General features: G+C 57.9%; 14 protein-coding genes. 3 read left to right on the forward strand and 11 right to left on the reverse strand.

Annotation, left to right across the window (positions count from 1 at the left end; all coding sequences use genetic code 11):
• Positions 1-114: 114 nt before the first annotated feature.
• Together DWW12_RS06135 and DWW12_RS06140 are read left to right on the forward strand one after the other, a co-directional pair.
• Positions 115-1,473: a hypothetical protein gene (locus DWW12_RS06135; RefSeq protein WP_117855483.1), complete on the forward strand. Its 1,359-nt coding sequence runs from the start codon at positions 115-117 to the stop codon at positions 1,471-1,473.
• 102 nt (positions 1,474-1,575) lie between these two features.
• Positions 1,576-2,958 carry an ATP-binding protein gene (locus DWW12_RS06140; RefSeq protein ID WP_117855484.1) on the forward strand — a complete coding sequence of 461 codons (1,383 nt, stop codon included), beginning with the start codon at positions 1,576-1,578 and terminating at the stop codon, positions 2,956-2,958.
• Between the two features lie 43 nt (positions 2,959-3,001).
• Here DWW12_RS06140 and DWW12_RS06145 read toward each other — a convergent pair whose 3' ends face one another.
• The 5 genes from DWW12_RS06145 to purF all read right to left on the reverse strand — a co-directional run bounded on the left by DWW12_RS06145 (position 3,002) and on the right by purF (position 9,916).
• The gene (locus tag DWW12_RS06145; protein WP_117855485.1) at positions 3,002-4,618 is read right to left on the reverse strand and encodes a zinc ribbon domain-containing protein; all 1,617 of its coding nucleotides are present in this window, start codon (positions 4,616-4,618) and stop codon (positions 3,002-3,004) included.
• A 1-nt stretch (position 4,619) separates the two neighbouring features.
• Positions 4,620-5,843 (reverse strand): zinc-ribbon domain-containing protein, encoded by a 1,224-nt coding sequence (locus DWW12_RS06150; RefSeq protein ID WP_117855486.1) that lies wholly within the window; start codon positions 5,841-5,843, stop codon positions 4,620-4,622.
• A 453-nt stretch (positions 5,844-6,296) separates the two neighbouring features.
• Positions 6,297-6,995: a phosphoribosylglycinamide formyltransferase gene (gene purN / locus DWW12_RS06155; RefSeq protein WP_117855487.1), complete on the reverse strand. Its 699-nt coding sequence runs from the start codon at positions 6,993-6,995 to the stop codon at positions 6,297-6,299.
• A complete protein-coding gene (gene purM, locus DWW12_RS06160; protein WP_117646159.1) occupies positions 6,985-8,088 on the reverse strand; it encodes a phosphoribosylformylglycinamidine cyclo-ligase in 1,104 nt (367 codons plus the stop codon). Before purM ends, purN begins: the two co-directional genes overlap by 11 nt.
• A 157-nt stretch (positions 8,089-8,245) precedes the next feature.
• Positions 8,246-9,916, reverse strand: coding sequence for an amidophosphoribosyltransferase (gene purF, locus DWW12_RS06165; protein ID WP_117564038.1), 1,671 nt, complete (start codon positions 9,914-9,916; stop codon positions 8,246-8,248).
• Between the two features lie 286 nt (positions 9,917-10,202).
• On the opposite strand from purF, the gene DWW12_RS06170 reads away from it, so the two are divergent.
• Entirely contained in the window at positions 10,203-11,432 is a 1,230-nt protein-coding gene (locus tag DWW12_RS06170) for a putative ABC transporter permease (RefSeq protein ID WP_117855488.1), read from the forward strand.
• A gap of 90 nt (positions 11,433-11,522) precedes the next feature.
• Here the strand turns inward: DWW12_RS06170 and DWW12_RS06175 are convergent, their stop codons facing one another.
• From DWW12_RS06175 to DWW12_RS06200, 6 genes are all read right to left on the reverse strand, one after another.
• Positions 11,523-11,918 (reverse strand): molybdenum cofactor biosynthesis protein MoaE, encoded by a 396-nt coding sequence (locus tag DWW12_RS06175; protein ID WP_187362348.1) that lies wholly within the window; start codon positions 11,916-11,918, stop codon positions 11,523-11,525.
• Between the two features lie 88 nt (positions 11,919-12,006).
• The gene (locus DWW12_RS06180) at positions 12,007-13,005 is read right to left on the reverse strand and encodes a class B sortase (RefSeq protein WP_117646156.1); all 999 of its coding nucleotides are present in this window, start codon (positions 13,003-13,005) and stop codon (positions 12,007-12,009) included.
• 35 nt (positions 13,006-13,040) lie between these two features.
• Entirely contained in the window at positions 13,041-13,505 is a 465-nt protein-coding gene (purE, locus tag DWW12_RS06185) for a 5-(carboxyamino)imidazole ribonucleotide mutase (protein ID WP_117776632.1), read from the reverse strand.
• 217 nt (positions 13,506-13,722) lie between these two features.
• Entirely contained in the window at positions 13,723-20,031 is a 6,309-nt protein-coding gene (locus tag DWW12_RS06190; protein ID WP_117855489.1) for a discoidin domain-containing protein, read from the reverse strand.
• Positions 20,032-20,543: 512 nt separating this feature from the next.
• Positions 20,544-20,984, reverse strand: a complete 441-nt coding sequence (locus DWW12_RS06195) for a MarR family winged helix-turn-helix transcriptional regulator (protein WP_158564418.1) — start codon at positions 20,982-20,984, stop codon at positions 20,544-20,546.
• Between the two features lie 104 nt (positions 20,985-21,088).
• On the reverse strand, positions 21,089-21,415 hold the full coding sequence (locus DWW12_RS06200; RefSeq protein WP_117646153.1) for a hypothetical protein: 327 nt from the start codon (positions 21,413-21,415) through the stop codon (positions 21,089-21,091).
• Positions 21,416-21,563 lie beyond the last annotated feature (148 nt).

Here is a 21,563-nt window from a genome sequence, read left to right on the forward strand (position 1 = left end):
TTTCTTGACGATCACAAGATACGATTTGTCGTTTATCCGATATAGAGATTTTGACCGGGTAATTTTCTTAAACGTGCTACGCTATTAAACCTGCAGCTAGAGACAGGGGTAACAATGTTTGAGTTCTCCCAAACACGCACCGTTGAAGGTTCGATTCCGTTTAAGAAAGTCAACCTCATAGAGAACGAACCCAATAGGCCCGTTGGCGAGGCCCAGCTTGTCTTTGAACTCTACATGCCCACCGAGCTGGCCGGCAACAAAAGCAACGAAGGGCCCGCACACAGCAAGCGCCATGCCGATCTGATCAGGCTGGCATCATGCATCGAACCCACCGCCGTTAAAGAGCAGCCCTTCCGCGCAAGCCTCTTTAACGTACTTGATTACGCCGAACAGACCGGGCCGCTTTTTGGCAAGCACGCAATAGAATCCGTACGCGATTGGGCCAATGCCGCGATGGCAGCACTTATTGCCATGCGCATCCAGGAATACCTCAACGGGAGCTGCACCATCGCAAAGGTCTCCGCATTGGAAAGAATCGAGAAATCAGTTGTGACCTGCGCGGCAAACGGGTCATCCTTCAAGATCTACACCACTATCCTGAGGGCGGGCGGTGATTATACCGACTCATTCAAAAGCCTGCCCATCGTGCGCAAAATCGAATCCGATGCGGGATATTTCTACGCCTTTATGTTTATGATCGACGAGGAAGAATCCCTCGTTGCACTCAACGTGCTCTCTTTTGAACACGAGCTCACCGCCAATGACTTCAGTGTTTTGCAGGCGATGTTCTACATGGACGAAGACTCCAGCTCGGAGATTTCAGCGCGACTCAAGGTCAGCAATAGCGAGGAGAGCTTCTATGTAATCGACCCTCAAGCAGATATCCAGGAGCGCCGCGAAGAACTTGAAAACGATGACCGCGATGCGCTCACCGCTTTGGTGCAGGCGCTTGTGATCTCGCATCTCTCGGGCGCGCACGTGGATGTGTTCCAGGGCAACGAGTACACAGGGTTCCTCTCCTTTGACAGCTATCTCTCGTGGCTCTGGTTTGATTTTTCGCGCAAGCTGAGCACCGTCAAAATTGGCTATTGCGAGCAGTGCGGACGCGCCTACTCACTTGCCGGGCATCGTGGCGTCAAACGGCACTACTGCAGCGATCGATGCAAGACCGATGCCAAAAACGAGCGCACGCGCAAGGAGACGGCAAAGATACGCGAGTTGTTTGGAGCGGGCGCCAGCGTACGCGATATCGCCAACGAGATAGAACGTCCCGCGGCCTACGTGCGCTCGCAGCTCAATAAATGGACCAAGCTCAAGCACGATCTGGATGAAGACATTGAGTCAAACGGCTTTGACAGCTCCGAGCTACTCAAACGCTGCACCGCCGAGAGGCTCGATCTCAACAACCTCCTCAACGCCAAGCGCAAAAAGCAGATTCAGGACTATGCCAAACTCAAGCGCCTCGTTAAGTAGAAACGCTGTCATTTCCTTGCCGTCCGATTGACGGATGGAAAGTTACTCATATACGTGTTAGTAATATATATGTTAATAATACGTATATGAGCGAGGCACATCATGTTTGTTGGACGTCGGAAAGAGCTTGAATCCCTGGAAACCGCCTATCAAAAGGGCTCCTTTCAGTTTGCCGTAGTCTATGGAAGGCGTCGCGTGGGTAAAACCAGCCTGCTTCGCGTCTTTACACAGGGCAAACCTCATGTGATCTTCTTTACCGGGCAGCAAACCGTTGCAAGCGAAAACCTCGCGCTGCTCAGCCGCGAGATACTTGGCGATAGCGCCGCAGGAGCAGCGTTCCCCTCTATCCAGGTTGCACTCGAATCCGTCTTCGAACACGCCAAGACAGAGCAAATCGTTCTGATTATTGACGAGTATCCCTACCTCGCCGAGAGCGATCCGGGCGTCTCATCGTGCCTGCAAACGCTTATCGATCGACATAAAGACACGAGCAAGCTGTTCCTCGTACTCTGCGGATCGTCCATGAGCTTTATGGAACACCAGGTACTAGGACACCAAAGCCCTCTTTATGGACGCCGCACCATGCAGCTGCGCATTGACCCGTTCACCATCTTCGACGTGGCGCTCATGCTTCCTGATGCGCCCATCGAAAGAGTCATCGAGCTGTATTCCGTTGTTGGCGGGATGCCGCTCTATCTATCACAGCTCGATGGCGCGCGTTCCACCCAATGGAACCTTGAGCATGCGCTGCTGCGTCAAGATGCGTTTTTGTATGCCGAACCCCAGAACTATCTGCTGCAAGAGGTCCGCAGCCCGGCTATCTACAATGCCGTCATAACCGCCATTGCCAACGGCTATGTACGCTCCAAAGAGATTGCCGATGTTACCCACCTCGCAACACCACAGGTCGCGCGACTGCTCGACGCATTGATCGAGCTGCGAATCGTTGAGCGCGTCACGCCTGTTGTAAAGGCAACAAAACGTCAAGTAATCTATCGGATCTGCGACAACTTGTTTAGGTTTTGGTATCGTTTTGTTCCACAGTACGCGGGAACAATTGAGGAGGGGCTCGGAGCCGCTGTGGCCGCGCGTATCGCCAAGCATGATTTGTCCACCTTTGTGGGTCCTGCATTTGAAGAAGTGTGCCGCCAGTGGTTGATGCGGCAGGTTGTTGAGAGCGAGCTGGATGTGCTGCCCAAGGCAATCGGCTCTTGGTGGGGCACGAACCCGAACACGCGCCGGCAAGAAGAGATTGACGTTGTGCTTGAGGACGCCGATGGGGAGCTCATCGTTGGCGAGTGCAAATGGAGAAACGAGCCCGCTGACGTCGATGTGCTTGAGACGCTCATGCGTCGCGGAACATTGTTGGGCAGGCCGATCCAACGATATTACCTGTTTAGCAAGGGTGGATTTACGGAGGCATGTCGAGAGAAAGCCGCCCAAGTGAACGACACAAGGCTTATTGACCTTGAGCAGCTGCTCTAAGAAAAGGGGCCTGGACGCAATTTCCAGGCCCCTTTTTCAACTTTTATTCAATCCCCAACTTTTTTAGTGTGCTATTGGTGCGGTCGGACATTTGGCTGCAACCAACAACGGGCACATCTGAAAATGATCCCTGACTTGAGCTTGAGAAGTCAACAAAATAATACGTGCAGTATTGATGATTGAAATCTGTGTAGGAATTTAACGCGTTGAAATCCTTCTCGGATATCTCCTTGCCGTTAGATGCGTAATAGTCTCCAAGATTACCGCCAGAAACAGAGACGGACCAAGCTTCGCGATTTAACACCAACGAAAGCGAATCATCCTTTTTGCCGAATAAAGACCAGTTATCGCCATAGGTTATCTGTTTACCTGAGAGCTTTGCTTTGAGCGCATCGCACATTTCGTACGTACGCTTGCCAAGTAAGACGTTTTGCTCATCATCCTTAACAAGAGGCAGGTACATCGATCCTCCGTTAGAGTTGTCGAGCCATTTTTGGCTATATATCCTTTTGATACCGCCGTCTTCCGCCGACCAAACCTCTACGGTGTAGGACTTCTGAAGCTCTTCAATATTTCCGTCCCAGGCGCTTTTCATATCGTCCGCGCTCATATCGTTAACAACCGTCACGAGCTCAGAAACGCCGTCGTTGTCGAAATCAACCAAATCAGCCAAGCAAAAACCTCTAAGGGCTGACATATAGTCCTCAATCTCAACCATTTGAGGTTCACCATAACGCGCAAGATATTCCTGGCATTTTTGCTTATAGGCAGCGGATGCAGCAGCATTGTCCGCAGCGGCGTTTCCGTCCTTTTTGTCGCCCTCGTCCGCCTTTGCGTCTGCGCTGTCAGCCTTAGGCACCTCGAGCGAAACATCCTTCACGGCCTCATCGGACTTGGAATTGTCAACCACCTCGACAGGAACGCTCCACTCAACCTTGGTCTTGGAGTCCTTAACGGTAAGAGTATATTTTCCCGGTTTGATATCGGGAAGCTGGCTTACCGTGAAGCCCTCGTCACCCTTAACCTCAGCATTGGTGCTGTAGCCGTTGTCGCCGTTCAGGGTCACCGAGTACTTCTTGATCTTCTCGCCCTTTGCGTCGGTCGGGGTAATCTTGGATTCTTGGGCTACCACGATGGCCTTGTCCTGGCCGTAATGGGCAACGTCGTCGCTGGACTTGCTAAAGAACAGCAGGTAGCTAAAGATGGCAATGGCTGCCAGGCCAACGATGATACCGACGATATAGAGCGCCTTGGGGTCCTTTTTCTGTGCGGATACATTCGCCGCAGGCGCAGGGGCTGGCGCCGCGACGGGCTTGGCGACCGGATTGCTCGGCTTTGGCCGGTCGGCGCGCACGGCTGGAATCGAAGGCGTTGCATCGGACGACACGTCGTCCTTGGGCCGGTCGTCTTCTTCGTCCGCTACGGGCTCGCTCTCCACGGGCGACTTTTCCTCCCCCGCCTCGGCACCGGCGGAAGGCTCCTTCTCCGTTTCGTCACTAGCGAAAATCTCTTCCGCAGCCTCATTGATAACGGAAGGCTCTTCTGCCACTTCGTTGCTGGCAGAGTTCAGCACCGCCTTTGCATCTTCGAGTGCATAGCCACACTCGGTGCAGTATCGCAAATCGCCATCAAGCTCAAATCCACAGTTGGGACAGAACATGTTAGTCCTCCTTATCGACTTTCACCGTTGTACCGTCCTTGACCTCATCAGGGGTTACTTCGGACCCAACTTGAGACTCATCATCCCAGGACGCAACCAAAATCTCGCAATTGCCGTCCGCAAAAGTACCGAGCTCATAGTCTTCGGTGCGATACACCAGCCCCTTGGATGTCACATACAAGCATGTTGAACCCTTGATTGAATAGTCTGAAGAATTGCTCCGCATGAGCATAGAGTTGTAGTCAGACGGATACTCTCTGTCTCTGCCTATTTCCGTAAGATACGGCCAAACTGCCGAACTCATAGAACTGGCAAGATCCTCGGTATCAATGCCAAACATATCCTGAGGACTAACAGTATCACCCGTATGCAAATCAAAAATAACACCAGTCACAACCGTGCCGCCATGCGGGCCCCATCCCGTCGAATAGCGCTCGTCACGGATACAGAAATAGTTCTCATCCATGTACGTAACCGTCACGTTTCTCGATATGCAGGGAAATTCGCCGTCGGGGTACAACTCAGCATCTGATTGCTCATTATCTGATGCTCGATTCGTTCGCTCCGCATCAATTTGAAGGGGCTCGAGAATCGCCTTGTTAATTTTGTCTGCAACGTCGTCTTTGGTGGAGCTCTTAAGTTGCGGATAGGACCATTCCATGTCCCTCCGCTCGCCCTGTTCGAGCATAGGGTCGACCGGAGCAGACGCCGTCAATGACTTTGCCTCCAACGTATAGACAACTTCTTCGACCGCTCTCTCGTCCTTCTTGGGCCTTTCGGTCGCTTGCTCCTGTTGCACGGATTGCTGCTGGAGATTGGGCTCGATGACGTTCTTGTAGAGCATGAAAGCAGCGTAAGCGATGCCTGCAGCGGCGATAAATGCGGCGATCATGATAGCAAACTGCGGCACTAGGCGGTTGCCGACCTGACAGCGTTGCATAAAGAAGTTGTACATCTGGGAGTGACCGCTATTCGCGGTCTTCGAGACCGGCTCGGGGCTCGGTTCTGCTGTGGACTCGGCATTCGCGGATCCTATCGCAGAGTCCGTTTCGGTATCTGTGGGTTCCATTATGACTTCAGCGGACGATGATTCTCGCTCCGACGGCTCGGCCTTGGGCCCCTCCTCGGCCGCAGTCTTGCCCGAGAGCCCGCCCAAGGGCAGACCGCATTCGGTACAGAACCGCGCATCATCACCAATCTTGCTGCCACATTTGGGGCAAAACATGAACCTTCTTCTCCTATTCCTTTTACTCTCGCTGAGTCGTGAGTTACCCACGTGCCGTTTGTTTCGTAGTTTAACTATTTCTTAAACAAATCGATGGGTCACTTGAACAGACGCATACCCGCTCAAGCAACTCTATACCGGCTAGTTATCCTTGCTCATGACATGGGTGTCAGTGCAAGAAAATCGTTGAACAGGGTTGCTACCTCGAAGTTCGAACCGATACTGAACTTGAAGCCATCTTTATTTACCGAGATGGAGAAATCGCCGCTGATATCCATATCATGCGCGCAGCCAACCACCCCCCCATTTTTCGGTCCCACCTGTCACGTTATCAGGAGCCCGAAATCGAAGAGATGGTAAAAGCCGCTTGGGGCACATGTGGTTCCATATGCCCCAAGCGGCTATTTCGATTGCTTATGTCACAAAGAAACCTAGGTGACCTGTTTACACGCGCTAGCGCGCCGGGTCGATAGCCACCTTGCCGCTCTCCAGCACGTGGACGCGGCCGTCGGCGAGCATCTGCACGACCTCGGGATACAGTACGTGCTCAATCGCGTGGATGTGTTCCTCGAGCGTGTCGACATCCCAGCCCTCCTCGACAGCCAGCGCGCGCTGGGCGATGATGGGGCCGTTGTCGTAGACCTCGTTGGCAAAGTGCACGGTCACGCCGGTCACCTTGACGCCGCGCGCAAAGGCATCGTCGATCGCATGCGCGCCGGTAAAGCTCGGCAGCAGCGCCGGATGCAGGTTCACCACGCGGTTGGGAAACGCCGCCAGCAGCGGCGTGTGCACCATGCGCATGTAGCCGGCCATGACCACATACTCGCAGCCGCGCTCGAGCAGCTCGTGCGCGATGATCTCGTCGGCGGCGATGGGGTCGGCATAGACATCCTTGGACAGCGTCAGCGTCTGGATACCCGCACGCTCGGCACGCTGCAACCCCTTGGCCGAAGGACGGCTCGACACCACGAGCTCAATCGAAGCGTTGAGCTTGCCGGCAGCGATCAGGTCGATCAGCGCCTGCAGGTTGGTACCAGAACCGCTGATGAGCACGCCAATCTTGAGCGGCTCAGCCGTATCAGTGCCGGTCGGACGGGTGTAGGGCACATAGCCCAGGCCCTCACCAGCAGCCATCTGCTCGTTAGCGCTCATCGGAGTACACGACCTTACCGGAACCCTCGACGCACTCGCCCACGCGGAACGGCTTCTCGCCCAGCGCGACCAGGGCCTCGGTCACGGCGGCCTCGTCCTCGGGGGCGACGATCAGGCACAGGCCGACGCCCATGTTGAAGGTCTTGCATGCCTCGTTGGGCGCGAGCTCGGCCTGACGCGACACGTAAGTAATGACGGGCGGAACGTCCCATCCCATCTCGGCGCCGTTGCGGGTGACCACGGCGTCGACGTCGTCGGCGAGCGCGCGGTTGAGGTTCTCGGTAATACCGCCGCCAGTGATGTGGGCGATGGCGTGCACGTTGGCGCCGCCGCGCAGCAGCTCCAGGATCGGCTTGACGTAGATGCGCGTGGGGGCCAACAGAGCGTCTGCCAGCGATGCACCGCCGAGCTCCTCGAGCGGACGGCTCAGCTCCTCGGCCTTAGCGACGGCCTCGGGCGTGCCCGGCTTAACGCCGTCGACGCCAATGACCTTACGCACGAGCGAGTAGCCGTTGGAGTGCACGCCGGTGGAAGGCAGGCCCAGGATCACATCGCCCGGGCGGACGTTTGCGGGGTCGAGCATCTTGGGACGGTCGACGACGCCCACGGTAAATCCGGCAAGGTCGTAGTCGGCAGGAGCCATGACGCCCGGGTGCTCGGCCATCTCACCGCCCACGAGCGCGCAGCCCGCGAGCTTGCAGCCGTCGGCCACACCCTTGATAATCTTTGCCATGTGCTCGGCCTCGATGTGACCGATGGCAACGTAGTCCAGGAAGAACAGCGGCTCGGCGCCCGAAGCCAGAATATCGTTGACGCACATAGCGACCAGGTCCTGGCCAACCGTCTCGTGACGGTCCATGATCTGGGCGAGCACGAGCTTGGTGCCCACGCCGTCGGTACCGCTAATCAGGATCGGGTCTTCCATATCCTTGAGCGCGGCGGCCGAGAACAGGCCGCCAAAGCCGCCGATGCCACCGATAACCTCGGAACGGTTAGTGTCCTTGACCATCTGCTTAATCGCGTCGACGGCGCGACCGCCCTCGGCGGTGTCGACGCCGGCGTCCTCGTACGTCACATGCTTGCTGTCGCTCATCTGAGCCTTCCTCTCCCACTACCGTGGCGCCGCACGGGCGCCAAACGGTGCTCATAGTTGCGTTCATTTCGGCGCGCGCCATAACAGCACGCGCCGTCATATCAACAAAACAGCAGGTAAAACCTACCAAAATAAACCTGTCCCCATATGGCAGGTTTTATGCCTCGCCGTGCTCCTCTTCCCAGCTGCGGTCGTCGTATTTCTCGATCACGGCGTCGTCGTCAAAGTGCAGCGGCTTGTCCAGGTTGCGGGGCTTAAAGCCCTCCATAAACTTGTCGCGGCCAAAGCTCTCGGGAATCGCCACGGGGTAGCGGCCGGTAAAGCACGCATCGCAGTAACCGCCCTTGGGCATGACCTTAAGCAGGCCCTCGACCGAAAGGAAGGCCAGCGAATCGGCGCCGATATACTCGCAAATCTCGTCGACCGTCTTGTTGGCGCTGATAAGCTGCGACTGCACGTCGGTATCGATACCGTAGAAGCACGGCCAGATGACCTCGGGCGAGTTGATGCGGATATGAATCTCCTTGGCGCCGGCGTTGCGCAGCATCTTGACGAGCTGCACCATGGTGGTGCCGCGCACGATGGAGTCGTCGATGACGACCAGGCGCTTGCCCTCGATGTTGTCGCGCAGCGGGTTGAGCTTCATGCGCACGCCCATGGCGCGCAACTCCTGCGTAGGCTCGATAAACGTACGGCCCACGTAGCGGTTCTTGATAAGGCCCTCGCCAAAGGGAATACCGCTCTCGTGCGAATACCCCTCCGCAGGCGGCAGGCCGGAGTCGGGCACGCCGATGACCAGGTCGGCCTCGACAGGCTCCTCATGTGCCAGCTGACGACCCATGTCGTAACGGCAGGCATAGACGCTCTTGCCGTTCATGATGGAGTCGGGGCGGGCAAAGTAGACCTGCTCAAAGATGCAGTTGGCGGGCTCTTCGGCTGCAGGCACGCCCTGCTCGGATACCAGGCCCTCGGCGCTGATGCGCAAGATCTCGCCGGGACGGACGTCACGGACGTACTCGGCACCCACGATGTCGAGTGCGCAGGTCTCGGAAGCAACGACCCAGCCGCCGGCGCGCGTGACACGGACGGCGGAGTCGACCGTCGCGGCGCCGTCCTGCGACGGCAGCTGCGAAACGGCTGCGGCATCGGCCTGGTCCAGACCCTCGTCCACCAGCTTGCCCAGCACGAGCGGGCGAATGCCGTGTGGATCGCGGAATGCGTAGAGCGCCTGCTCGTTGATGAGCGTCATGGCGTAGCCGCCGCGCACGAGCTCCATGGTCTTGCGAATACCCTCGCGCAGGTGGCCCGTACGCTGGGTAAAGTAGCCGATAAGCTTGGTCGCGACCTCGGAATCCGAATTGGAGAGGAACGGCACGCCCAGCTCGATCAGCTGACGGCGCAGCTCGTCGGTGTTGACGAGGGTGCCGTTGTGCGCGAGCGCGATAATGACGCTATTGATGGTAGAGAGGTGCGGCTGAGAGGCTTCCCAGCTCTTGGCGCCGGCAGTGCCGTAGCGCACATGACCCACGGCCAGCTGGCCGGAGAGCGTCGACAGGTCGGCGTTGGAGAACACGCGGTCGAGCAGGCCCAGATCTTTGCGGACCATAACCGTGCCGCCGTCACCCACGGCGATTCCAGCCGATTCCTGGCCACGGTGCTGCAGCGCACGCAGGCCAAAGTACGTCAGTCGAGCCACGTCGCGATCGGGCGCCCATACGCCGAAAATGCCACATTCCTCATGCAGCTGGTCGGAGTCCGGATCATACGTCGACATGGTGTTCACCTGTCCCGCGGCACGCTCGGCCGCGCGGATGGTTTCTTGAGACATGGTATCCCCTCAGAGCCTCGTATTTTTGGCGTTACCCGCCTTATTATACGCACGGCGCGACGTGCTCCCCAGCGCATGAGCAGCGCTTTTTAAAAGCCCACCGAGCTAATAATCAGTTTTGTTGCCAAACATTTTATCGGTCTGTCCAGTGTAAGTGCCCGCGCCCCCAGATGGCCGCCGCGTCCGCCGTTGGGGATTACAAAGTTGCAATTGGGACGTTCGCCCTGTCTTTTGGCAGGTCGGCGGCGTATCCTTATAACCTACAACAAAGCGAGAAAGGTTCTGTATGGATCGAAACGAACTCGACCCCAGCGTCCCCAGCGCCACAGAGGTCAAGAAGATTCCCCTCATCATTAAGGTGTACGCCGTCCTGTGCATCCTTTCCGGCGTGGGCACGCTCCCGTCGGTCGCTGCCTTTATGTGGCAGGTCATCACGGCACTTGTTAACGGCAACGCCACCGAAAAGCTCGGCGACAACACGCTCGTCGCAGTCGGCCTTATCGTCGCCGGCATCATGCTCTCTGCGGCAAGTGCCGTCATCTTAATCATCTTTGGCCTGGACCTTATCAAAAACCAGCGCCGCAACGCCGCCCGCCTGTCCTACATCCTTATTGCATTCACCGTCGTCGAGCTTTTGGTCGACGTGATGCTCCAGGGCATCGGGCCCTTCCTGCTGCGTCCCGCGATCCAGCTCGGCATCCTTGTTGCACTTTCGGCAACCGTCGACCCCACGCTGCGTCAGGAGCGCGAACTGCAGCGCCGCCTGCAGGAGATGCTCGACCGCGACGCCGCCGCCGAGGGCATGCTCGGCCGCGATGAAACCGGCGAGGGCTACATCAAGCTCAACTACTTCAACCTGTTCTGGGTGTTCTTTGTCTGCTGCATACTCGGCCTGATCGCCGAGGACATCTGGCACATGACGGTCGACGACCCGGGCGTCTATCAGAACCGCGCCGGCATGCTGTTTGGCCCCTTCAGCCCCATCTACGGATTTGGCGCCGTGCTCATGACCATGGTGCTTAACCGCTTCTACAAAAAGAACCCCATCATCATTTTCCTGGTGAGCGCCCTGCTCGGCGCCAGCTTTGAGGTGTTCGTGGGCTGGTTTATGCAGACCGCGTTTGGCGTGGTCTCGTGGAGCTACTCGCACATAACGCTGTTCGGTTTGCCCGATCCGCTCGTGGTCCTCACGGGCGGACGCACCTGCACGGGCTTCGCCTGCCTGTGGGGCCTGGGCGGCCTCATCTGGATCAAGCTGCTGCTGCCGAGGCTGCTTAAGCTTATCAACAAGATCCCCTGGAAGAGCCGCTACTCGGCCACCGTCATCTTTACCGTTATCATGCTGGTCGACGGCGTCATGACGCTGCAGTCGCTCGACTACTGGTACCAGCGCGTTAACGACACGGAGCCGGACATTCCCGTCGCACAGTTCTACGGAGAGCACTTCGATAACGAGTACATGGAAAACCGCTTCCAGAGCATGACCATGAGCCCCAAGGATGCGACGCGCGTGTAGCGCCCACCGCGCCCAAAACGCAAAATGCCCGCCGGTATCACACGTACCGGTGGGCATTTTTATAAACGATCCTTCTATCGACGCAAGCCTCTACGCCTCGCGCTCGACCTCACTCACGCATTCGTTCTTAATGGTGCCAACGAGCGCCTGCAGCGCATCGACCACGTGCGGGCGAATGTCCCCGCCGATGAGCACGAGCATGATGTCGTCACCTACGGCAAGCTCGCCGCTTGCCAGCCACACACGCACATAGCCGATACCCGGCATCGCACGCGTCGCCTCGATAGCAGCCTGCACCTTCTGAGCATCGAAGCCAAACACCATGCCGCCCACCTTATGCCCAGGCGCCACGCCATCGGTCTCGACTCCGCGCACCTCAGCCTTGGGCGTCGCGCGCACCACACCGTTATGCGTCAGATACATCCCACAGCCTGCCGCCGAAGCATCGGCCTTGGCCTCGCGCAGCCAAGCATCAATCGAAGGCATCAATTTGCCACTCTCGAGCATCATTTCTCCCTTACCGTCGTCGAGTAGCCAATTTGGGACGGGGCCTTTTTAGCTACTCTCGAACAACTTATTCCTCGACCGGCGTGAGCACCATGACGGCGCGTGTGTTGCTCAGCGACAGCGAACGACAGGTCACAAGCGTTACAACCTTAGTTGCCGAAGCGGCACGATCGGTGGCATCACTCGCCACGGCAGAAGCGCCGTCGAGCATCTCGGACAGGTAGTTCTTGAGTCCGTCGTCGCCCTCAAAATTGGTCGTGCGCGCCTTGGCATACGTGTCCTCGACCACCTTGGTCGCCAGCGGACGCAACTTATACGTCGCATCGCGCGTGATGTAGTACACATATTCAATGCTATCGAACGTTGCCTGGTCAGTCGTATCCGAAATCACGTTGAACATCGACCCATCGTTCATATGGTGGCCGTAGATCGTGGTCTGCTGGTCGACCATTCCCGGCGCGGTGTCATCGCTATCCAAGAAGATGGCACCCGAGGCGTTAGACGTGCCATCGAACAGCGTGTTGAGGTATTTGGAGTTGTTGTTGGTCTGCACCACGGGATAGTTGATGTTGGTTCCCGGCACGTAAATCCAACCCACAATCTCGGGGTTCGTCTGAGCAAGCGCATCAAAGTCGATAATCGGCACGCCGCTGGCGTCCTTATCGCTTACATATTGCTTCTCGATTTTCTGATACGAATCGCTCGCCTGCTTATAGCCAATCTGGGCATTAATAAAAATAGCGGCGGCGGCGACAATCAGACCGATACCGATGATGATGAGCAGAATGGGAATAATGGAGTGGCGCTTTTTGCGCGGCGGCTCGGTGCGATCCGACGGCGCGGCATGCGATGAAGACCGGGGCGGCTTCTTAGCGGAGCTATAAGACGAAGGACGATATGCGGCCGGCGCGTCCTGTCGACGATGCGTCGCCGGTGTCACGGGGCGCGGCGCGCGCGGCTGCTGAGGAGAGGATGTCCGACCCTGCTGTGCCGCACGGGCAGCACCCGGCTTCGACGGATCGGGAATCTGAGAAGCCTTGAATCGTTTTCCCTGATAATCGGACATGGCTCTCCTTATACTGCGGTGAAACGGCGGAACGCTTAGGCGTCAGCCATCTCCTGCTTCATCTTCTCGATAACCTTGCGGTACTCGGGGTCGCAAGCACCCAGAATCTGTGTGGCATAGATGGCGGCGTTCTTGGCACCGTTGATGGCAACGCAGGCCACGGGCACGCCCGAAGGCATCTGCACCATCGACAGCAGCGAATCCATACCGCCCAGGTCACTCGTCTTCATAGGCACGCCGATAACCGGCAGCGGCGTAAAGGCAGCCACGACACCACCCAAGTGAGCGGCCTTGCCGGCGGCGGCGATAATCACTTTGATACCGCGATCGGCGGCAGTCGAAGCCCAGTCGTGGACCTTCGCCGGCGTGCGGTGCGCGCTCGCAATGACGAGCTCATAGGGCACACCCAGTGCCTCGAGCTCGGCGGTGCAGCCTTCCATAACGCCCAGATCGGACTTGGAACCCATGATGATCCCGACAACCGGCTTCTGATCTGCCATAAACATAGACCTCCTGTTGAGAGCGGTGACGCAGCGAATCCGCGACCCTTAACTGCAAATAATTCAAGTATAGCCACCGATGCCGATGTGTTCGGTGAGAGACGGAATGCTTTGCGAGATTAAGGCCGAAGGGTCGGAGCTTTCCGCCTACATTCAAAAAGCATGCCCACCGTCCTTGGGTGGGACGGCGGGCACGCTTGCTTAGCTGTTGCTGGGGCTACTTGGCCTTGCTGCGACGATGGAAGAAAGCGCCGATCGCGGCGATGATGGCGCCGAGACCACCGACGGTCACGACGGTCGCCGCCGTCTGGTCGCCGGTATTGGGGATCGCCGAACCGTTCTTCTTGCTGCCCTGGGCCTTGTCGCCTGCGGGCTTGCCCGCCTGGTTGCCGCCGTTCGAGCCATTGCCGGAACTCTGGTTGCCCGAGCCGCCCTGGTTGCCGGAGTCGGCATCCCTGAGGCTCTCAATGGCCAGCTTGAGCTGGTCATAGGCCGCCTGGAGCTGGGTGTCGGAAGCATTCTCATCACCCAAGACGTCCTCGGCGTAGGTAATGGCATCCGTCAGGGCCTTGACAGACTCGTCCGTCTTGCCCCTGGTGTCAGTCTCCTTCGCCTGCTTGACCAGGGCCTTGAGCTGCTTCTTAGTCGGATTCTCGACCGGGACCACCGGGGTCTTCTCGAGCGCCGTCCAGGAGGCCTCGGTGTAGTCACCGGCCTTGAGGTCGCCGGCAGCAACCTCGGCATCAACCTTTTCGATCGCGGTAGCGAGATCATCCTTCGCCACCGGATCGGGGACGGCCGTACCGTAGAACTTGAGCTCCGCCATGCTGCAGTAGGCATCAACGTCGCCACCGCCGGCGTGAATCACCTTGACGGTCACGTAGCGACCGCGCGCGGCGCCAAAGCTCATCTGCTTCCAGTCGCCACGGTCGGTGAGCACGCGGCCGTCGTTGTCGAAGGCGAACGTACCCATCGACGCGGCGGTGCCCATCTCATAACCGTCGGCAGTGTCGGAGACCAGTATCTCGGCCTCGAAGATATCGCCGTTAGTGCCGCCGTCCTGGCGCGGCAGGAATGTAACGTCGGTGAGATCGTAGTCGCGGCCCAGGTCGACACTCAGATACTGGGGCATACCGGTCCCATGGGCCCAGTCGCTGTGCCAAAGCGTCCGCTCGTCGCCGTCGAGAGCGTTGACGGCGTTGCTGCCCTCGTAGTCGGCCTCACTCGAGAAGTCGGCCACCTTGACGTTCTTGCGGTTCTCGGGCGTGTTGATGAGGATCTTCTCATCGACAGGGCGCATCTTGAGGCCGTCGATTGCCTTCTCGATCTTGGCAGTGGCGTCTGCGACATCCTTCTTGCTATAGCTGCCCTGGCCGCTGTCGAGGAGCTTCCGAGCCGCCTCGACCGCAGTGGTGAGAGCTGCATAGGAATCCTTGGTGTAGACGGACTCGCTGTAGCCCGCGGCCTTGGAAAGCGCTGCCACGAGCGCAGAGGTATCGACACCAGCCTTGACCTCGACCTCATAGGATGCGGTCTTGGAGGGGTCGAGTACCGACGCCACCGTGATCTTTGCCTTGCCGGCCTTGTTGGCACGCAGGTAGTAGCTCACGCTATCGCCAGCCTGAACAGCGGAGACGCTTACCACAGAGGGGTCGGAGCTCTCGACCGTCACATAGGGGTAGCCAGCGCTCTCAGGCGTAGCCTTGGCGTCGACGGGCGTAATGTCGCCTTCAAAGAACTCGGTCTGGTTCTTGCCTAGCTCGACACCCTCGATGGCCTCGACACCCTGCGTGTAGTTGAAGTTGACCTCACGCAGTGTGAGCATCTGGTCACCCGATGCCTCAAGCGGCGTGACCTCGACCTTGGTCGCCTTCTTGCCCTTGTTCTCGGCAGAGAGGTCAAAGGCGTAGCGAGCCAGGAAGGAATCGTACTCCCCGCCCGCGAACTCTTGGATCGAGCCATCCTCGAACGTCACGACGGCCTTGATCTTCTGTACGGTTCCGTTGCCGCCGTTGCGGTTAACGACCTCGACGCTATCGAGTTTCGACGGCGTCTTAAATGCGAATGTCATCGTGGTGGGAAGCTTCACGTAACTCGGTAGCTTACCCTCGCTGTCCCAGTTGCCACTCCAGTTCCACAGGAACTCAAAGCCGTTGTCGCCCTCGTTATTATCGAACAGCGCGTTATAGCTCTTCTGCTGGATAAGTTTCTCGACGTTGGTCCCGTCGTCGGTCGTGAGCTCATCGTTGGTCATCGTGATGTTGAAGGCATCCTGGGCGTACTCGGCGACCGTTGGCTGAGGAACGTCCGGCATCGTCACCGTGCCGTCGCTCGCAAACTCAAGTGCGTCGCATGCCGGGCCGATAAGCCAAGATGTCGAGGGCAGTTCGACCTTTCCGGCGGTCTTGGCCTTGAGCTTGAAACTCGCCACCGCGCCAGTACCGTTGTAGAGCTTGCCATCGCCGCGGTTGGCAAAGGCGAGATTGATAGTCTGCGTTCCGTCCACGAACTGGACCTTCTCGCGAGACAGGTTCTCCATGCCGGCAGTCGAGCCGTCCTGCGCGATGCTCTCGGACACAAACTCGAACTGGTCGCTCTTGAAGTTGACGAGGGCACCCAGGGCGTTGACGTTCTTGGCGTCGGCCGCATAGACATCAACGGTGATCTCATCACCGGCCTCGACCTCGGTCTTGCTCGGAATCACCGCGAGCGAACCTGCGACCTTGCCCTTTTGTTTAGTGCCGCCGTCAAGACCCGCCATGGTGAACGAGTAATCGTAGATGTCGTAAACGCCGTTATCGTTGAGGTCGGCGAAGTGGTCGCGGATCTGCGAACCGAACGTCGGGGTATCGGGCTCGCGATTCTCGAGGCCCAGATAGTTCTTCATGTTGGAGTAGTCTCCGTCGGAGATCGTGGCCTTGTTGAGGTTGGAGCCCACGGCGAAGCCATCCGTGCCGTCGGTCTTGTAGATGGCAATCTCGGACGCGGAGAAGAAATTGCCGACCGAGGCGAGCGGTGTCATGCGCACGTAACGAGCGGCCACGGTGCCGTCAAACGCTACCGTCTTACAATCAGCGGAACGTGCCCAATCGACCTCCTGGCTCGTCCAGTGGACGCCATCGAGACTCGTCTCAACACGCATCTTGGTCACGGTGCCGTTGCCGGCGTCATCGCGCGGATAGTACTCGAGCTTATCGAGCTTGTAAGCGCGTCCATAGTCAACGGTAAGCGCCTTGCCCAGATCGTTGCCACCGGAGTGGAAACCGCCGTCGCCCGACTGGAACTCATGGTCGAAGGCGAGCTCGGCCTTATGGCTGCCGTAAAGTGAGCCCTCCCAGGTGATTTCCTCGGCGTCGGGGACGTTCCGCCACGGATCGAGTGCGGAGTTCGCCTCGAGCACATCGCTCCAGGCGGAGTAACCTTCGGCGTTGCGCGAACGAATCTGGTAGGTGTGCTTGCTATTGTAGGCGAGGTCGGTGTGCGTGAACTCGGCCGCATCACCCACGGCAAACACAGTGCCGTCGACCTTAAGGTCGTAGGAGGTAGCACCATCGACCTTTCCCCAGGTGAGCTTGATGCTCGTTGGGGTCGTGGCGTCCTCGGGGGCAGTAAGGTTCGTGGGTGCGGAGAGGTTCTCGTTGAGGCGATCGGCTGTGAGCGTGGCGTCGGCGTTCACGAAACCGCCCAGCTCAAGCGTCTGCGCCGCTGCAGCAACATCGGTCTTCGCGAACTTGACGTAGACCTTGGGGTTCGTGGTGATCTTGGTGTTGTTAAAGCTCTCGCCCTGCTCGGCCTCGGTGCCGTCCGCATCGCTGCCGTAGTGGTTGAGGTTGGGGGTCTCGCTGTAGAAGTAGACCGCCTGGCCGGCCTCGGGGGTCGCGGCGTCAAAGGTCTCCTGCGAGTCGACCTCAACCACGTTGAGTGCGGATCCGCCGTTCTTGGCGACAACGCTCGTGGGCTTGGCGGACACATTGGCCACGAAGGTCGTGGTGCGGTTGGAGTCGTAGCCGTTGTAGCCGCCCTGCGAGGCCTCGGCGGTAAAGGTCGCGGTGCCGCCTGCGGCCTTGGAGCTGTAGACGGTGCTCACATGCTCACCGTAGGAGATATTGTCGATCGTGCCGTAGGAATCGTCCTCAGTCGTGTTGTTCTCGATGGAGGAGCCGTCGTCCTCGTACTGCGTAAAGGTGCCGTCGCCCTCGGTGACGAAGAACTCGACGATACGCTGGCTGCGGTCGGTACCCTTGGTGTTGGTGTCGCTCACGGCCTCGGGGTTGTTGTTCTCGGCGTACATCGGCACGATAGCGTTGGCCCTCACAAACAGCGGCAGCTTCCAAAGCGGAGCCTCGTAGTTGTTGAGAACCTGGCCGCCGCGATACTGCTTACCCGAGAAGTAATCGATCCAGATGGTGGGATTCTCGTCGGTGCCGTAGTTGGGGAGGTAAATCCCATTGCGAATGTCGTTGCCGTTCTCGTCTGCCTGGGTATCCTGATACACCGGTGCCACTAGGAAGTTCTCACCGAACATATACTGGTACTGCGTCGAAGTGCTTGCGGCGTACTCGGAGTTGTCGGAAAGCAGCATGGCGCGGATCATGGGCAGGCCGGCATCGCCGTTACCCGTGTCGATGTTGGCCGCCGAGGCCGCGCTCGTGTAGATATAGGGCATGAGCTGCGCCTTGAGCTTGAGGTAGAAGCGCGAGATGCCTGTGTAGGGATCGCCGTGCGTCATGGGCGATTTACGGTAGGTGCCCCAACCGTCCATGTCAAGCATAGAGGGCGTGAACGTCTTCCACTGGTAGTCACGCGCAGAGATGATGGGGTCGCCGCCAAAGATGCCATCCATGTCGGAGCCGATGTTGGGGTTGCCCGAAAGACTCTGACCGATATACGTGGGGATATGGAAGCGAATGTACTCCCAGTTACCGCCATACTGGTCGCCGGTCCAAATGCCACCAAAGCGCTGCGTGCCGGCCCAACCATCGAGCGTGATGATGTTGGGGCGCTTGTTAGCGCCGGTCGTCACCGTGTCATAAGCTGTCTTGATGCCATTAAGACCAAAGGAGTAGCCAGATCCAACCCAGGCAACGTCGGTCTTAAGGGTAGTGATGCCTCCCGTCTTGACCTCGGCGTCGAAGTCGCGAAGCAGATGCCACGGGGTCTCAGGGTTGCTGTCGGGCTCAAGGTTGGACTGGGTCCACAAGCCCGTGCTCACACCCTTGGAGTTGGCATACTCGGTGAACTTCTTAAGGTTGTCGACATTGGCACGCACAGCGTTAAGACGGTCGGCCGAGCTCGCTCCGTCGGAGTTGACGCCGCCGGTCTTGTAGTAACCGTTCTGGCCATAGCCGGCGCCGTAACCGTCGTTCGGCAGGAACCAGCCGAGCGGCATGTCGTTGTCCTCGTAGTCATCGATAACCTGCCGAGCAGAGAACTGGCGGTCGAAATCGGTCGCTTTCATGTTCTCGGTATCAACCGTAGGGCCCTCACCGTTGAGCGTCTCGGCCGCAAGTGTGCCGTCGAGCTTGTAGCCCGTCGACATGCCAGACTCGTACTTAACGTCGCCCTTCTCGCTCGAGGACTTGCTGCCCTTGGTCTCCCACTTCTTTTGACCCGAGGTCGTTGACCAGCCATCACGGTTATAGGCATTAAGATGACCAAGGTAGAACCCGTACTCGGGCAGCAGTACCGGGTTACCGGTCACCTTGTAGTAGTCCTGCAGCATCTCGGTTGCCACGTTCGAAGCGCCCTCGTTGGTCGCCACGAAGTAGTAGGCATCAAACTCATTCTCGCTGTGCAAAGTCGTGACCGTCGATGAGTCCGTGGAACCGAAGTCGTAGGAACCCTCTGCAAACGTGTTTCGGAGTACGCCGTAGCCGTCACTCGTCCAATAAAACGGGTTGGGCGAGGCAACGCCGCCATCGGTCCAGTTGTTCGTGTTGGAGATGGCGATGGTCTGGTTGGTGTGCAGGAAGCGTCCGTTCTGGGTGCCGCCGCCAAAGAAGTTCTCGGACTTCTCCTTGGCGAGCGTCTGGACGGTACCCTTCTTATCAAGGTCGAGGGACGCGGACTCGGAAACCACGACACGGTCGCCTGACTTGATACTCATCTTGCCAGTCGCCTTGTCCAGGATCACGGTCGCCTTTCCGCCGGTGATCTCGATAGTGTCGCCCTTGTCGGCAACCGTCGCACTCGGCTTGCTGTAGGTGTCCGAGGTATCGGGCTGAGCCTGGATCTTAGCCGTGTGGGACTTACTACGCGGCGTGGCGTACTCGGAAAACTCACCCTTGGGGTCGACGTTATAACGGAAAATACCGTCCTCGAGGAACGTAATACGGCCCTTGATGCCGTCAGCGAAATCGATGTCGACGACATTCGAGGCAGACTGGGACACGGTCGCCGAGTCGACGCCCTTGAGTGGCGTGGCAATCGCCTGCTGGGGATTGGCAAACACGAGCGTCGCTGCAGTGGCAACGAGGACCGCGCTTCCCTTCACCCACCGTTTCGTAAAAATGGAATTCCTGCGCATCTGGTCTCCTTTCTTCCGACATGCTGAGGTGCCGAGGACGCCCCCCCGGCAGCATGGGAAAACGTATCAAACGGAGATGTTCGGTACATTCCGCACAATGGGGGCCACCCGTTACCAAGGGGCCAACTGGTAGTAACCAGATAGCCACCTACTAGGTCATATCAACATATGGGAGCACTTGCGCACCCAAGTTCGGAATTCTCCCAGCGGCAGCAAAATAAGCGTCAACGGCAAGGTGGGCTTAATAAGCCATACCAATTGGTTCTTCAGTCAAATACCAATCTAGCAAAAATGTACTGTTTGTCTGGTATTACACAGACCATACCTTTCCCTCGGGAACTGGGCTTCGCGAAGTTTCCCGAGGGAAAGGCTCAGCCGCCATCCTGCAACCTACCGGGGATTGCCATGACGTACGTTGGCTGATTTGGTTTGGAATGAGATGTTGACGGTGGCTGATGGGCACAACTGTCCCGGGTGCATTTCAAGATGCACCTAAATGTCTGTCTTTATCCTTATAGATTGTCCAGGTAGTCGTCGGTATCATAGGTAAGGCTGTAAGCTTTATTCAGGATGCGCACGAGCTCCTGGGCATCGTGCTCGCCGAGCGCTGAGAGTTGTTTCGAGAGCGATGCCACACTCTCGGCATTTTTTTTCGCCGCGAAATCACGGCCTTCCTCGGTAATGCTCACCAGCACACGCCGACGATCGTTTGGATCAGTCCTGCGCTGAACGTAACCCTTACTCTCGAGTGAATCCAAGATATGCGACATGCGCGCACGGGAGAATTTCAGCTTCTTGGCAATCTCGGAGGGAATGACATCACCGTCAATACCCGATAGATACTGTAAAACCGGTGCCTCGCCCACACTGGCGCCGCCGGCAGCACTCAAGGATCCCTTGGCAAGGGAACGTGAGTACACAATCAGTTTTCGAGCGACGTCATCGTAATCCACTGGGGATATTGTCCTTTGCAACTCTAGAAGGGCCATAAAACCGTCATTTGCCGTACATTAGTTAACATTCGCAACAATTATTTATGATACCCCAACGCGGAAGTCTATTGCTCGTCCTTCTTGCGTCGCATAAGCTCCTCAACGTCGACACCAGCGGCCTCGAGCATGCGCTCGACATTCTTTTTGGCGTTGGTCGTGCCGACCTTAAGCACGATCGAAAGCGGAGTGCCCACCACCAGGCACACGATGCCCACGGGGACACCCCAGCCGGGGCCGCCCTGCATACCCCACATCCCCATCAAAAAGCCAATCGCCACGAGCGAATAGCCCAGGCGCAGCCAAACATTGAGCCGCTGAATAGCATCGGTCTGCATCTTTGCCTCGCGAATCAAGTCGTCGCGCGAAAGGTCGTGTCCATGTTTCTCGTGCATATGGTCCTCCTCGTGCAAAGTGTGCATCATGCGCAAGTGCATCGTTTGTCGAATACGTCATCTTTCAAGAGCAATATAGCGGGTGTCGTGTAGGCGATGGAGGTCGCTGGCCATATTGCCCTTGAAGGGCGGCGCAAAATCAGAAGGC

Origin of the sequence: Collinsella sp. AF14-35, from assembly GCF_003464565.1 — a bacterium.
Classification (GTDB): Bacteria; Actinomycetota; Coriobacteriia; order Coriobacteriales; family Coriobacteriaceae; genus Collinsella.

Coding starts and splice junctions, on each gene's coding strand:
- purN (WP_117855487.1), bottom strand. CDS start 6,995: ATGAGCGCTAACGAGCAGATGGCTGCTGGTGAGGGCCTGGGCTATGTG.
- DWW12_RS06135 (WP_117855483.1), top strand. CDS start 115: ATGTTTGAGTTCTCCCAAACACGCACCGTTGAAGGTTCGATTCCGTTT.
- DWW12_RS06190 (WP_117855489.1), bottom strand. CDS start 20,031: ATGCGCAGGAATTCCATTTTTACGAAACGGTGGGTGAAGGGAAGCGCG.
- DWW12_RS06175 (WP_187362348.1), bottom strand. CDS start 11,918: ATGCCTTCGATTGATGCTTGGCTGCGCGAGGCCAAGGCCGATGCTTCG.
- DWW12_RS06170 (WP_117855488.1), top strand. CDS start 10,203: ATGGATCGAAACGAACTCGACCCCAGCGTCCCCAGCGCCACAGAGGTC.
- DWW12_RS06200 (WP_117646153.1), bottom strand. CDS start 21,415: ATGCACGAGAAACATGGACACGACCTTTCGCGCGACGACTTGATTCGC.
- DWW12_RS06150 (WP_117855486.1), bottom strand. CDS start 5,843: ATGTTTTGCCCCAAATGTGGCAGCAAGATTGGTGATGATGCGCGGTTC.
- purE (WP_117776632.1), bottom strand. CDS start 13,505: ATGGCAGATCAGAAGCCGGTTGTCGGGATCATCATGGGTTCCAAGTCC.
- purM (WP_117646159.1), bottom strand. CDS start 8,088: ATGAGCGACAGCAAGCATGTGACGTACGAGGACGCCGGCGTCGACACC.
- purF (WP_117564038.1), bottom strand. CDS start 9,916: ATGTCTCAAGAAACCATCCGCGCGGCCGAGCGTGCCGCGGGACAGGTG.
- DWW12_RS06145 (WP_117855485.1), bottom strand. CDS start 4,618: ATGTTCTGTCCCAACTGTGGATTTGAGCTTGATGGCGATTTGCGATAC.
- DWW12_RS06180 (WP_117646156.1), bottom strand. CDS start 13,005: ATGTCCGATTATCAGGGAAAACGATTCAAGGCTTCTCAGATTCCCGAT.
- DWW12_RS06140 (WP_117855484.1), top strand. CDS start 1,576: ATGTTTGTTGGACGTCGGAAAGAGCTTGAATCCCTGGAAACCGCCTAT.